Genomic DNA, 13926 nt, shown 5'->3' with positions numbered 1-13926 from the left:
CCTCCGCGCGGAGGATCCGGCCCCAGGGTCATCCCTGCGACGTACACCCGCGGGACGGTGCCCTGCTCAGCAGGGCTGATGTGACTCGGGCGCGAGAGCCGCACAATGTGCTGATGGAGAAGGAAGACAGGCGTCGGTGGCTCGGGCAGCTGCGCGATGCGCTACGCCCGGAGCCCAGACCTGCTCCACCGTCACCCGGGGCCGTGCGCTTCGATGCGGTGTCGGCCCTCGTGCTGACTGCCGTTGCCCTGCTCTGGGCCGCCCGCTACCCCGATGTCGGACAGCTCGTCAGGATCGACCAGGACGCTTTCGCGCCACCGGGGATCGAGCACCGCATCATGGTGCCGGAGCCGCAGCATGCGCCGGCGCTCTGGCCCTTCGTCGTCCTGTCGACACTGCCGCTGGCGGCCCGGCGACGGTATCCGCTGGCGGCCTTCGCCGTAGCGATGTGCGCGACGCTGGCCATGGTCGACGACGCCTCCTGGATGAATGTGGCGACCTGCGGGATCGGCGCGTACAGCGCTGTCGTCCACAGCCGCTACCGGGTGCGGGCGATGGCCGCAATGGTCGTCGCCGCCGTACTGGCGGGCCTCGCGTTCCGGGAGACGGAGCCCATTCTGCCGGGCTGGTCGAGCCCGGCAGTCGTGCTGCTGATCGCCGGAGTGGTGGCCGGCCTCGTCCGGTTCTGGCAGCGCCAGCTGAGCGCGAGCCAGGACCGCTACGCACAGCTGCAGCAGGCCCAGGAACAGGCCACGCGCCGGGCCGTCGAGGAGGAACGGTCCCGGATCGCAGCCGAGTTGCACGATGTCGTGACCCACAACGTGAGCGTGATGGTGATCCAGGCGGGCGCGGCACGCAAGGTCATGGACGCGATGCCCGAGCGCTCCAAGACAGCGCTGCTCGCCGTCGAGGCCGGAGGACGGGCCGCCATGTCGGAACTCCGCCACGTGATGGGCCTGCTCGCGGCACCGGACAACGAGCGACTCGACGGCTTCGCGCCCCAGCCCGGGCTGGGACAGCTCGATACCCTGGTGGAGCGGGTACGCGCCGCCGGGACACAGGTGCGTGTCGTCGTGACCCTGCCGCCGGAGCCACTGCCGCCCGGAGTGGACCTCGCGGCGTACCGCGTCGTCCAGGAGGCGCTGACCAACACGATCAAGCACGCGCCCGGTGGCGAGGCGTCGGTGATGATCGGGTACGCCGAGGAGTGGCTGGAGATCGAGATCGATGACGTGGGCGGTAAGCGGGACTCCGCGCCGGCGGAAGGCAACGGCAGCGGCCTCATCGGGCTGCGCGAACGGCTGGCCGTCTACGGCGGCAAACTGACGGCGGGCCCGACTCCTGCCGGCGGCTACCGGGTCAAGGCCCGTGTCTCCTGGCGGACCGCATGAGCCGGCCGGCCCTGCGCGCCGTCGTCGCCGACGACCAGGCACTCGTGCGAACGGGCTTCGGAATGATCCTGGCGGCGGACGGCATCGAGGTGACGGCCGAAGCAGCCGACGGGGCCGAGGCGGTCGCAGCGGTCCGCCGCACCAGGCCCGATGTCGTACTCATGGATATCCGGATGCCGCGGATGGACGGCATCGAAGCAACGAGGCGGATCCTCGCCGACGGCCAGGACAGCACCCGCGTCATCATCCTGACCACCTACGACCTCGACCACTACGTCTACGCAGCCCTCACCGTCGGCGCCAGCGGTTTCCTGCTCAAGGACGTCAGCCCCGAGCACCTCGTGGCCGCCGTGCGACTGGTGCAGTCGGGCGATGCCCTCCTCGCTCCGTCGATCACCCGCCGCCTGATCGAACGCTTCGCCCTGCGCGAGGAACCGGCCACCACGGTGCACCGCGAACTGTCGGGCCTCACCCCGCGCGAACTCGAGGTGCTCCGCCTGCTCGCGACCGGCCTCAGCAACGCCGAACTCGCCGAGCGCCTCTTCCTCAGCCCGACCACGGTCAAGACGCACATCGGCCGCATCCTCTCGAAGCTCGACCTCCGCGACCGCGTACAAGCCGTGGTCCTCGCCTACGAGACAGGCCTGATCGTCCCGGAAGGCGGTACCTGACTCACCTTTCGGCCCGTGCAAGGCCGACGCGGCGGGGCAGGTCGTTCCGCGGGGGCGCGCAGCCGCACGGCCGTCCGGTGCCGCATCGGGCCACCATGTCGGCCCGGCGGGGCAAGGAGGAGTGGGAGCTGTTCCGGCTGCGGGGCGCTCCTCGCCGCCTGCGGGCAGCTCGACGAGGTGGTTGAGGAGGCCGGGGCGCACCCCGAGGGCGGGAGTCCGTACGTGGTGGAGACGCTGGCTGGCCTGTTGGCCGCCACCGGACGCCCGGAGGAAACTGTCGCTCTCCTGGACGCGGACCGCATGGACCACCGACGGACTCTCGGCCCGCTCCTGGTGGGGCTGGGCCGGGTCGAGGAGGCCGTGGCGCTGCTACGTACGCCGCGCCCCGCCGCACTACTGGCGGAGCCGACGGGCTACACGACTGTCCACCCTTCCAGGACGCGTATCGAGTCGCGTCAATCTGTGGGATTTGCCAGGCCGGCGCTTCTCGGACGTTCCAGGGGCGGGCGGACCAGCAAGGTCCGCCTCGCCACCGACCGCAGGTGCCGCCCTCCGGCGTTCCTCCCGACCGCTGGACAAGCCGCTGACAGTCCGCGGTTCAGCCCAGTGCTGGGACGGATCCGCGTCCGCGGTCCTGTCGGCCTCCCTCGTACCCGGAGAAGTCGGTCCAGGCCGCCAACCAAAAGAAGAAGGGCTTCGGGGGCGGCCGGCGCGCCAGCCACGAAGCGGGGATCAAAGACCTCGCCCGAGGCACCCCTTGATCACAGCCCTGTCGCGCCCTGAGGGCGGACGTAAGGCCGCGTCATGACCTCCATGTTGTGACCGTCCGGGTCGGCGAAGTAGGCGCCGCGACCACCGAACAGACGGTTGATCCGACCGGGTTCGGTGTGGCTGGGGTCGGCGTAGTAGGTGACCCCGACCACCTCCAGGCGGGTGACAACGGCGTCGAACTGCTCGTCAGGGACGAGGAAGGCGTAATGCTGCGACTGGATCGGCTCGTCCCTCTTCTCGTAGTAGTCGAGGGTCACGCCGTTGCCGAGGTCGACGGGCAGGAACGGCCCAAAGGGGGCGCCGACCTTCAAGCCCAGGACCGCGGCGAGGAACTCGGCGGACAGGTGCCGGTCGCTTGCGTAGACGGCGGTGTGGTTCAGCTGGACGCCGGCCGTCGCGGGCGCGGATTCATGCGGGTACAGCTGGTCATAGGACATCAGTGGTGTGTCTCCGGTCTTGGGATCCGCTGGAACTGGGCGCCGTATGCAGGCGCCGGGGAGCTAAGACACGGAGAAATGGGCGGGCCTCGTGCCCGCCTCGTGCTCACGCCGAGGCCGGGAACCTCACTCGTGCGTGGCCCATGGCCGACCCGGCAGTCACCCGGCCGACCTTAGTGACCGTGACCGACGGGGGCAACGTTTGTTTCTTGGCCGTCCCCGCCGCAGACCGAGCCGCCGAAGTGTCATAGGGGGCGTCATCCGCACACCCCACCACTACCAACGCCGTTTCGGTCGGTGGCTGCTCGTCCTTGCGACGCTCTCGACCGTCGGCGCGTTCTTCCACGGCATTGCGCCCATGATCGACGCGTGATGCGGGCCTGTCCTGAGGCGTTGGAGCAGCTCTTCGACGAGGCGGAGATCATTCCCACTGATCCTTTCCGGGCATCGGTCGTGTGAGACAACGATCGAACCGCTCCCGGCGGTCAACGCGAGTGATCACCAGGAGCGTATCGGCTCCAGTTTCCGCCGGCTTCGGTGCCCTGGCGCGTGGCGGTCTTGTCGTGGTAGCCGAGTGCTTCCGCGATGACGGGGGCCGGGGCCTGGAGAACCACACGATGACACCAACGCCTGACACCACCCTCGGGGAGGCGGTCCACGTCCTCCGCGAACAGCCCTCCGCGCGTGGCGGGCGCATCCAGTCGGGCAGTGCGGTCATGGCTTCGCCGTAGCGGTGCGTCGGGTCCGGAAGGCGGCGCGGGGCGGGGCTGTCCTACTCGGCCGGCAGACGGAGCATCGGTTCGAAGGCCGCGTCCTCCTCGCCCTCGACCGAAGGGGCCGTCCGGGACGGTGCGGGCGGCCGTGGTGAGGAGGCGGGCCAGGACCTCGGGGGCGGTGGCCGGGGGGAGGCGGAGGGCGGCGAGGAGGCGGTCGCGGACCTCGGGGTGGTCCGGATTGTCCTCAAGGTAGTCGGCGTTGAGCGCGGGGGGACGGAAGCCGGCCAGGGCGTCGTGCCAGGAGGGGAGGACGATGGCCAGGGTCAGGGCCTCGGCGAGTGACTCCGCGATGAGGGAGGCCTGGCCCTCGGTGCTGTATGGCTTCACCCCGAGGCCGGGGTACGGCCGGCGAACGAGCGCCGCAGAGCCGGCCGGCGGCCGATCGTCCGCCGGCCCGGCTGCGTGATCAGGGCTGTCCAGCCTACGCCTGGCCTTGATCGTTCGTGTCCGCGTTCCTCACAAGCATTGGCCTCGCACTGCCACTGTCCCGAAGCCGAGAGATCGCACTCAGCCGGCCCCGCCCGCGGCAGGCACCAGCCGCAGGGTCAGGATCTGGAACGGGCGCAGGGGGAGCGTCACCTCGGATCCGTGGAAGGCCAGTGCCTCACCCTCCAGATCCCGTTCCAGCAGATCCGTGATCCGCGCGGAGGCCATGGCGAAACCGGCCCTGAGAGTGGTCCGCACGCGACCGCCGCCGGACTCGTAGAGGCGGACCACCACGTCGCCCGAACGGTCGTCCGCGAGCTTGACGGCCTCGATGACGACGTCTTCCTCGTCGATCCGCACCAGCGGTTCGACGGCCGCACCGCCGGGAACGGCGCGCTCGGCCAGGTTGAAGTGGTAACCCTCGCGGATCGCGTCGCGGAGGTCCGCGCCGAGGACCAGCGCGTACCGCAGACGGTGTTCACCCCGGTCGCAGTCGGGGTCAGGGAAGAGCGGGGCGCGCAGGAGCGAGATCCGCGCCGTCGTGGTGGTTCCGCCGTCGGGGCGCACGTCCCGCGTCACGTCGTGGCCGTAGCTGGAGTCGTTGACCAGGGCCGCGCCCCAGCCGGGCTCCGCGAGGTGCAGATAGCGGTGGGCACAGATCTCGAACCGGGCGCTGTCCCACGAGGTGTTGGTGTGCGTGGGGCGCCGGACATGGCCGAAGGGGATCTCGGCGCTGGACTCCGCAGCCCGTACGTCGAGTGGGAAGGCGGCCTTGAGGATCTTCTCGCACTCCTGCCAGTCGACGTCCGTCTCGATGTCGAGACGGCGGCTTCCCTCGTCGAGGCGCAGCACCTGGGTGATGCGCGAGGCGTTGAAGCTCCGCACCACCCGGACGCCGTCAGGAACCGCACTGACCTCGTCCGCCCCGGTCAGGTCGCGCACGGTGTTGCGGTAGAACGCGTCGACGTCCCAGGCGTCCCACTGGTTCGGGAAGTCCTGGTGCAGCTGGAGGAGGTTGCCGACCGTGCCCGGCGCGAGCGCCTCGCGTCCGGCCGTCAGGTCGAGGGCCGAGGTCACGAGGCCCCGGGCGTCCACCGTGATGCGTACGAGGCCGTTGTCGAGGACGAACCCGCCCTCCTCGGTGGGCCGGGCGGCCACCGGGCCGGAAGCCCGCGCACGCGGCGAGGCGCCGAGCGCGGGAACGCCGTCCCGGGCGTGCGGCGCCGCGTTGAACACGGTCTCACCGCCCGCCCCCCTGCCGCTCCCGCCCGCCGCGAGGCTGCGCTGGGCGCTGTCGATGACCTCGCCGAGCTCGCGGGCCACCTCCGCGTACGTCTCCTCGGCCTCGCGGTGCACCCAGGCGATCGACGTACCGGGCAGGATGTCGTGGAACTGGTGGAGCAGCACGGTCTTCCACACCCGGTCGAGGAGTTCGTACGGGTACGGCCGGCCGGTGCGCAGGGCCGCGGTGGAGGCCCACAGCTCGGCCTCCCGGAGCAGGTGTTCGCTGCGCCTGTTGCCCTGTTTGGTGGCGAGCTGGCTGGTGAGCGTGCCGCGGTGCAGCTCGAGGTAGAGCTCGCCCACCCAGACGGGGGCGTCCGTGTACTCCTCCCGGGCCTTGGTGAAGAACTCCGCCGGTCCCTCCATCTCCAGCCGGGCCGAGCCTTCGAGGTCCTCCAGCCTTTGCGCCCGTGCCAGCATCTCGCGGGTGGGACCGCCGCCGCCGTCGCCGTAGCCGAAGGGGACGAGCGAACGGTTGGCCGGGCCCTTGTCCCGGAAGTTGCGCTCGGTGTGCCCGATGTCTGAGCCGGAGAGGTCGCCGTTGTAGGAGTCGACGGGAGGGAAGTGGCTGAAGATGCGGGTCCCGTCGATGCCCTCCCACCAGAAGGTGTGGTGGGGGAAGGCGTTCGTGGTGTTCCAGGAGATCTTCTGGGTGAGGAACCATTCGATGCCCGCCAGCTTCATGAGCTGGGGCAGGGCCGCGTTGTACCCGAAGGTGTCGGGCAGCCACATGTCTTTCGTCTCGACCCCGAACTCCTCCAGGTAGAAGCGCTTTCCGTGGACGAACTGCCGGACCAGCGACTCCCCACCGGAGAGATTGGTGTCGGGCTCCACCCAGAGGCTGCCGGTGGGCAGGAACTGCCCGGTGCGCACCTTCTCGACCACGCGGGCGAACACCTCCGGCCGCTGCTCCTTGAGCCAGGCCAGCTGCTGCGCCTGCGACATGACGAAGCGGAAGCCGGGGTGGTCGTCCATCAGGGCGGTGACGTTCGCGACCGTTCGGGCGGCCTTGCGGACGGTCTCGCGTACGGGCCAGAGCCAGGCGGTGTCGATGTGGGCGTGGCCCACGGCGGAGACACGGTGGGCTCCCGCGTGGGCGGGGGAGGCCAGCGCGGGAGCGAGGAGCCCGCGCGCACGCGCGGCCGTACCGCCGATGTCCTGGAGATCGATGACGTCCAGGGCGCGGTCCACGGCGTGCGCCAGCTGCCGGCGCCGGGTTGAGTCCTCGGGCAGCTGGTGCATCAGCCCGCCGAGCACGTCCAGATCCTGTACGAGTTCCCACACGACGGAGTCGAAGACGGCGAGATCCATCCGGTTCAGCCGGTAGAGCGGCTCGTCCGGAGCCCTGTCGCCATGCAGCCAAGGGGCGACACCGCCGGCCCGGGTCGGTACGAACGGGTCACCTTCCGTACCCGAGTCGAAGATGACCGGATTGGCGGCCGCCTCGATGTAGTAGACGAACTCCTCACCCCCGGCGGCACGTTCGGCGATCGGGAGCCACGCGTTGCGGGGATTGAGAGCCTTGACGGGCGTTCCGTCGGCCCGGTACACGAGGCCCTCCGCGGAGAACCCCGGCTGGGTGGTACCGAAGCCGAGGTCCAGAACCGCCTCGACCCGCTGTCCGGCCCAGGCGGCGGGAATCCTGCCGCTGACCCGGAACCAGCTGGTGGACCAGGCCGGTCCCCACGTCGCCCCGGTGCGGACCGTTTCGTACGGTGCCGCGATTCCTTCGGACACGGGCACGGGCTCGCCGCTGACGTTCCATATCGCGACGTCCAGCGGCAGGCTCTCGCGGTACACCGCGGGCCGCAGGCGCTGGTCCAGTACGCGGGCGAGCCGGCGTTCGGTGACCGTTCGGTCGTGGTGCATGGGAACTCCGTGAGGGATGACGGGGAGCGAAAAAGGGCAAATCGGTGCCGTGGCATGGGCGGCAGGGACTGGGTCAGTGCGTCCCGTAGCGGATGACGTGGGTGGGGACGACGGTTCTGCGGGCCGGGATCGGCTCGGCGGACGAGCCGTTGATCCGGTCGATGAGCATCTGCCCCGCCCGCCGCCCGATCTCGTCGGCGTCGTACGCGACGATGGTCAGCGGCAGACCGAGGACGTCGGCGAGGTCGAAGTCGTCGAAGCCGGCGAGCGCGACCGGTCTGCCGAGCGCCCGCACGGCGCGGATGGCTCCCTGCGTCAGACGGTTGTTGGTGCAGAAGAGAGCCGTCGGCGCGTCCGGTGCGTCAAGGAGCGCGAGCGCGGCGGCCTCGGCGGTGGGTACATCGGTGAGACCGCGCCGTACCTGGCGTTCGTCGGGTTCGATCCCGGCGCTCTCGTGGGCGGCCCAGTATCCGCGGAACCGTTCCGCCCCGGTGTACAGGGCGGGCGGGTTGCCCAGGAAGCCGATCCGGCGGTGACCGTCCGCGATGAGCTGTCCGGCGGCCTGCTCGGCGCCGCCGAAGTCGTCGACCAGTACGCAGTCGGCGTCCATCCCGGCGGGCGGCCGGGACGCCAGGACGATCGGTATGCCACGCAGCGCGGCGGGCGCCAGATGACGATGGCTGCTGCCTGCCGGGACGACGATCATGCCGTCGACCTGACGGGACGCCAGGTCCTCGACGAGTCCGCGTTCCTTGTCGACCTGCTCCGCGGTGTTGCTGAGCAGCACCCGCAGGCCGTGCTCGGAAGCCACCTCCTGCACACCGAGAGCCAGACGCGAGTAGAAGGGGTTGGCGAGGTTGGTGACGATCAGTCCGATCATCCCGCTGCCGCCCAGACGCAGGCTGCGCGCCGTCTCGTTGCGCCGGTAACCGAGCTCCTCGACGGCTGCGAGCACGCGCTCCCGTGCCGTCTCGCTGACCCGGGTGTCGTTCTTGAGCACCCGGGAGACCGTCATGGCACTGACACCGGCGCGGGCGGCCACGTCACGCATCGTGGGGGCTCCGCCGTCGCCCGATAGGTGCTGTGCCATGGGCGGATCTCCTGCGGGGTCATGTGGCGGGTGGGTGGCGAACGCCGTCATTCTAGGTCCGTACCGGGGGAGTGCCGGTGGACCCGCGCAGTGCCCAGTGGGCGGCGCCGATCAGTGGTGCGTCGGCAGGGCGCAGAGCCGTGACGGTCAGGGGCGCGGTCCCGGGTGCCCACGACTCGAAGCCCGCCCGGACGGCGGGCCCCACCAGGTCCCAGGACCCGGTCATCGACCCTCCGACGACCAGGAGGTCCGGCCGGAACCGCTCGCACCACGGCGCGAGCGCCCGGCCGAGCGCGCCGAAGCAGTGCCGGACCGTACGCAGGGCATGTGCGTCGCCGGCGCGGGCCGAACCGGCGATCTCGTGCACGTCCGGGAGGCGGTGGGCATCGGGCACCGCCGCGGCCCGGGCGAAGAACCTGCGGATCGCGCGCCGCGAGACCACCTCCTCCAGCGGGAGCCCGTCGACGGTGAGGAGGTGCGCCCTGCCGCCGGGCGGCACATCGGGGCCCTCCACGACCGGGTGCCCACCGTCCAGGAACGAGGAGCCGACGCCGGTGCCGAGCGTGATGCACACGGCCCGGCGCCGGCCGGCGGCCGCGCCCGCCCGGTACTCGCCGATGGCGAAGGCATCGGCGTCGTTGACGAAACTGATGCCGCTCGGCACACCCGGGAGCCGGCCGAGCAGTTCCGCGCCCACGTCCACACCGTGCAGCGACTCGAACTTGCCGATGCCCCGGAAGCGCCCGACACCGCAGGCGTAGTCGAAGGGGCCCGGTATCGCCACGCCCCAGTGCGCTGCCGCCGGGACGTCCACGCGGTCGGCGGCGGCGGCGATCGCGTCGAGGAGCTCACCGGCCGGCGCGTCGGCGGGCACCGGCTGCCGTACGGCCGAGAACGGGACGGGCAGTCCGGCCTCGGTGTCGACGACGGCGGCCGTCACATGTGTGCCGCCGATCTCCAGCACGGGAACGTGGCTCATACCTGCGTCACCAGGGACTTCACCACGTGCACCGGCCGGCTGCCGACGGGGCGCAGCCGGTAGGGGCCGACGGACGCGGGCACGGTGAGGGTCTCGGCGAAGGCGAGGTCGTGACGGAGACCGCCGGCGGTCTCCACGACGACGCCGTCGCCTGCCGAGACGTTGAGTATGTGGAAGCGGCCCGCGGTGTCGTCCTCCGCGGCCTCCGGCCCCTCGATCACGAAACGGTGCACTGCGTAGAACATGTCGGGCAGGGCGCCGACTAGCTCCTCGCGCCAGCCCTGGCCCTCGCGAAGTGTTCGCGGCTGCTGGACGAGGTCCTTCAGGACGTCGCCGCCGCGCCGCGAGGTGTCGAGGTTGGCGAAGCCGTGCGCGTACGAGAGCGGCCTGGGGGCACCGGAAGTGCCCTTGCGCAGCCAGTCGTAGAAGCGCAGGGAGTAGAGGTAGGGCGTGGCGCTGATCTCCAGGACCAGGTTGCCCTCGCCGGACGAGTGCGGGGTGCCGGCCGGGATCATGAAGAGCTGACCGGCGTCCGCCGGGTGCCTCATCACGTGGTCCTCGACGCGCAGCGGCAGCCCGTCCGCGGCTGCCGCCTCGACCTCCTTGCGCATGACGTCCACGTCCGTACTGTCCCTCAGACCGAGATAGACCTGGGCACCGGGTTCGCTCGCGGTCACGTAGTACGTCTCGTGCTGGGTGTACGGCCAGCCGAACGTCTCCCGCATGTACCGCTCCTGCGGGTGCAGATGCAGGGACAGGTTGCCGCCACCGACCGTGTCGAGGTAGTCGAACCGGATGGGGAAGGACGTGCCGTACCGGCGGTGGACATCCGGGCCGAGGAAGTCCTCGGGATGCAGCACGCACAGCAGCTGGAAGGGGATCTCCACCTGGGCCGCCGCGTCCTGGCCGACCAGGATCCCGGCTTCGGGGGCGATGAGCTCGTAGCCGAGGGCCGTGTTGCCGCCCCGCGGCTCGAAGCCGAGCTCCCGGGCGGCCCACTGTCCTCCCCACGGTGTGGAATTGAAGAAGGGGCGGGTTCGGACGGGCCTGGTCGCCAGCGCGGCGAGGGTGGCCCGCACGCAGGCGCCGTCCAGCGATGCAGGCTCCTGTTCGCCCTGGAGGTCTACCCAGCGGTCGACCCGGTGGGCGAAGGCGTCGCGGTGGCGGTCCCCGACGGGCCAGTCGGTGTAGAAGAGACTTCGCAGCTCACCGGGGGTGTGGGGGCGGCCCAGGTTGACGCCGAGCGGCGGTTCTCCCCGGGTGACAGCCTCTTCGGCGTACCGCTTCGGGAGGTCGGCCCACCAAAGCAGGTCGGGCTCGGCGAGGGCGGCTCCCGGACCGAAGACGAGAAGGACACCGGCGCGGGGGCGTTGCTGAACGGGGGACGTCTCGAAGAGATCGCTCATGGAGAACTCGGCGAGGGGCAGGAAGAACGCGTCCGCGTCCGCGGCCGGGACACAGAGCCGTTCGACGGCGGCCGCGGACCAGAGGCCCCGCACGTCGCACACGGTGACTTCGGTGCCCCGGGCGCGCAGGGCGGCGGCGAGGGAGCCGGCGGCGTCCTCCCAGTCCAGGGCGGCGGGCCCGTCGAGGGCGAGGACGGTGGGGGCCGTCGGCAGGTCCGCCACGGCGGCCGCCCAGCCGGTGACGACGGTGCCGCCGGTGGCGGCGTACCGCGGGTTGCGTTCGTAGGGACGGGGCTGATGCACAGATGCTCCTGATGACGAGACCGACAAGCACATGCATGGTATCGATAACACTGGACGTGAACAAGGTGCGTCTAGCAACGGTTCCCGATCGGCAGCGCTGAACTGCCGATCTGTCGGATTCCAAGAGAAACCCTTGTTTCGATCTCGTGGTGTCGTTAACATCCTGGCAACCCGGAGCGCGGAGACGAACGCCGTACGCGCATTCGGTGGATCTCCACACCGCACCCCAGAGCCACGGATCCTCCCGGGATCCGGAGGGAAGTGAACGCATGAGATCAACCGGCGAGACGACAGAGCAGTCGTCTCACCCGATCCGCCGGCGCACCGTGCTGGCCGGCCTCGGGGCCGGCGCGGCGGCCGCGCTGGCCGGAGGCTGCGCACGGGGCGACAGCACGGCCTCGATACCGGGTACGACATCACTGGCGAACGACAACGCGACCTGGGACGCGGGGTACGTCGCCGCCGGGCGCGAGCTCAGGAAGCTCACCGGCTACGCGCTGCGCCCGCTGTCCAACCCGAACCCCACCGCCTACACCCAGGTCACGCAGATCTCCTTGCAGACGACCAAGGCGACGGACCTGATCAAGTGGCAGTCGGGCTACAACCTCAAGCAACTCGCGCGCACCGGCAGCCTCAGCGACCTGACCGGAATGTGGGACGCGTACGAGCGCAAGGGCTGGGTGACCAGATCCCTGCGCGACGCGATGTCCTACCGGGGCGCGGTGTACGGGGTGCCCCTCTACCAGTCGTACTACGTGCTGTTCTACAACACACAGCTCTTCGACGAGCACGGACTGCGGGCACCGGAGACATGGGACGAACTGCTCCACAACGCGGAGGTGCTCAAGAAGTCCGGCGTCACCCCGTTCGTCGCCACGCAGAGCGGCAACTGGCCCGCCTACGAGTGGTTCGAGGAACTCATCAGCAAGGTCGACCCGGTCTTCTACGCCGACCTGATCGCGGGCCGGGCCCGGTACACCGATCCGCAGGCGCACAAGGCCATGCAGATCTGGCAGGACTTCATGAAGAAGGGCTGGATGACCCCGGCCGACTTCGACCAGAACAACGGCCCCGCCGCGCTGAAGACCGGCAAGGTCGGCATGTTCCTGCACGGCTCCTGGCAGTCGCAGGGACTGGCGGCGGCGGGGATGAAACCGGGTGAGGGCTTCGACGCCTTCGTCCTGCCTCCGGTCGACGCCTCCACGAAGCGCTCCGTGATCACCGAGGCGGGCGTCCTCGCCGTGCCCGAGAAGGCCGTGTCGCACGACGCCGCCATGGCCAACGCCGGCAACTGGCTGCACCCCTCGGTCCAGCGGGTGTGGACCGACTTCCTGCAGGACGGCTCGGCCAACCCGCAGGCGGTCACCTCCAATCCGGTGCTCGCCCGCCTCAGGCGGAGGGCGCAGCGCGAACACTGGACCGAGCTGCCCCGCTACGGACAGTCCGGGCCGCCCAACCTCATGCAGGGAAACACCGACGACCTGGGCGCCTTCATGACCCAGGCCATGTCGGCGGAGGCGACCCTGCGCAGCATGGCGAGCCGCGCCTCCAAGGAATGGGCCGCCTGGAACAAGGACGAATCATGACATCGGCAGTCGACAGGCGCCCCACGGCAGCCCCTTCACCCGCGCCGCCACCCGCACCCCCCGTCTGCATACCCCCGCGCAGGCTGAAGGACAGGCTGGCCGGAGCCGGCTTCCTGACACCCGCCGTGCTGCTCGTCGCAGCTCTGCTCCTCGCCCCGTTCGCCGTGACGCTGTACCGCAGCTTCTTCAGCGACGGCCGGGTCTCCTCCTTCACTTGGCTCACCAACTACGGCCTGTTCCTCAGCGATCCGGTTCTCGCCAAATCCATAGAGAACACCCTGATGTGGGTGGTCGGCACGGTCGCCCTGCCGCTGGTCCTGGGCCTGGGCATCGCGGTCATGACCAACCAGTCCGGATGGTCCCGGGTGGCCAGGCTGCTCGTGGTGCTGCCGTACGCGATCTCCGGATCCGCCGTGGCCGTCGTATGGAACTTCATCCTCACCACGGACGGTGCGGCGAACCAGGCCCTCCAGGCACTCGGCCTCGGCTCGTTCGCCCAGGGCTGGCTGCTCGAGTGGCCGGGCAACACCCTCGTCATGATCGTCGCCAACACCTGGCAGTCCACGGGTGTGGCCGTGATCCTCTTCCTGGTCGGCCTGCAGACCATCCCTCCGGAGACCCTGGAGGCGGCATCCCTCGACGGCGCCGACGGCCTGCGGAAGTTCTGGTACGTCGTCATGCCCCAGCTGCGGACCGTGTCCGTGATCGTCGTCGGCAGCAGCCTGGTCAACGGGCTGAAGTCGTTCGACCTCATCTGGGTGCTGACCCAGGGCGGCCCCGGCCGCAACTCCGAGACACTCGCGGTCTCTATGTACCAGGAGACGTTCCTCGCGCTGCGTCCCGGCGCCGGGGCGGCGGTCGCCGTCGTCCTCACCGTCATCGTGCTGCTGGCCTCGTGGCTGTATCTGCGGCGCCAGCTGACCCCGAAAGGCGCATGAGT

General features: G+C 70.5%; 10 protein-coding genes. 4 read left to right on the top strand and 6 right to left on the bottom strand.

The features are described 5' to 3' along the window. Positions 1-230: 230 nt before the first annotated feature. Both ABTX18_RS00390 and ABTX18_RS00385 read left to right on the top strand, forming a co-directional pair. Entirely contained in the window at positions 231-1391 is a 1161-nt protein-coding gene (locus ABTX18_RS00390) for a sensor histidine kinase (RefSeq protein WP_352120487.1), read from the top strand. Further along, positions 1388-2062, top strand: coding sequence for a response regulator (locus tag ABTX18_RS00385; RefSeq protein ID WP_352120486.1), 675 nt, complete (start codon positions 1388-1390; stop codon positions 2060-2062). The genes ABTX18_RS00390 and ABTX18_RS00385 overlap by 4 nt, the downstream gene beginning before the upstream one ends. Positions 2063-2823: 761 nt before the next feature. Here ABTX18_RS00385 and ABTX18_RS00375 read toward each other — a convergent pair. The 6 genes from ABTX18_RS00375 to ABTX18_RS00350 all read right to left on the bottom strand — a co-directional run bounded on the left by ABTX18_RS00375 (position 2824) and on the right by ABTX18_RS00350 (position 11400). Continuing rightward, complete coding sequence (locus ABTX18_RS00375; RefSeq protein WP_352120485.1) at positions 2824-3270, bottom strand: VOC family protein; 447 nt, start codon at positions 3268-3270, stop codon at positions 2824-2826. Positions 3271-3755: 485 nt separating this feature from the next. After that, on the bottom strand, positions 3756-4373 hold the full coding sequence (locus ABTX18_RS00370) for a hypothetical protein (protein WP_352120484.1): 618 nt from the start codon (positions 4371-4373) through the stop codon (positions 3756-3758). Positions 4374-4553: 180 nt separating this feature from the next. Next, positions 4554-7622, bottom strand: coding sequence for an alpha-mannosidase (locus ABTX18_RS00365; RefSeq protein ID WP_352120483.1), 3069 nt, complete (start codon positions 7620-7622; stop codon positions 4554-4556). 73 nt (positions 7623-7695) lie between these two features. Further along, a complete protein-coding gene (locus ABTX18_RS00360; protein WP_352120482.1) occupies positions 7696-8712 on the bottom strand; it encodes a LacI family DNA-binding transcriptional regulator in 1017 nt (338 codons plus the stop codon). A gap of 52 nt (positions 8713-8764) precedes the next feature. Further along, the gene (locus tag ABTX18_RS00355) at positions 8765-9691 is read right to left on the bottom strand and encodes an ROK family protein (RefSeq protein ID WP_352120481.1); all 927 of its coding nucleotides are present in this window, start codon (positions 9689-9691) and stop codon (positions 8765-8767) included. Continuing rightward, a complete protein-coding gene (locus tag ABTX18_RS00350; protein WP_352120480.1) occupies positions 9688-11400 on the bottom strand; it encodes a class I mannose-6-phosphate isomerase in 1713 nt (570 codons plus the stop codon). The genes ABTX18_RS00355 and ABTX18_RS00350 overlap by 4 nt, the downstream gene beginning before the upstream one ends. Positions 11401-11669: 269 nt before the next feature. Between ABTX18_RS00350 and ABTX18_RS00345 the strand changes: the two genes are divergently transcribed. Then, a complete protein-coding gene (locus ABTX18_RS00345) occupies positions 11670-12986 on the top strand; it encodes an ABC transporter substrate-binding protein (RefSeq protein WP_352120479.1) in 1317 nt (438 codons plus the stop codon). After that, complete coding sequence (locus ABTX18_RS00340) at positions 12980-13924, top strand: carbohydrate ABC transporter permease (protein ID WP_503061085.1); 945 nt, start codon at positions 12980-12982, stop codon at positions 13922-13924. The genes ABTX18_RS00345 and ABTX18_RS00340 overlap by 7 nt, the downstream gene beginning before the upstream one ends. Positions 13925-13926 lie beyond the last annotated feature (2 nt).

This window comes from Streptomyces sp. NPDC096323 (assembly GCF_040302845.1).
Classification (GTDB): Bacteria; Actinomycetota; Actinomycetes; order Streptomycetales; family Streptomycetaceae; genus Streptomyces.
Note: the sequence above shows the minus strand (reverse complement) of the source record. Positions and strands in the feature narration are given on the sequence as shown.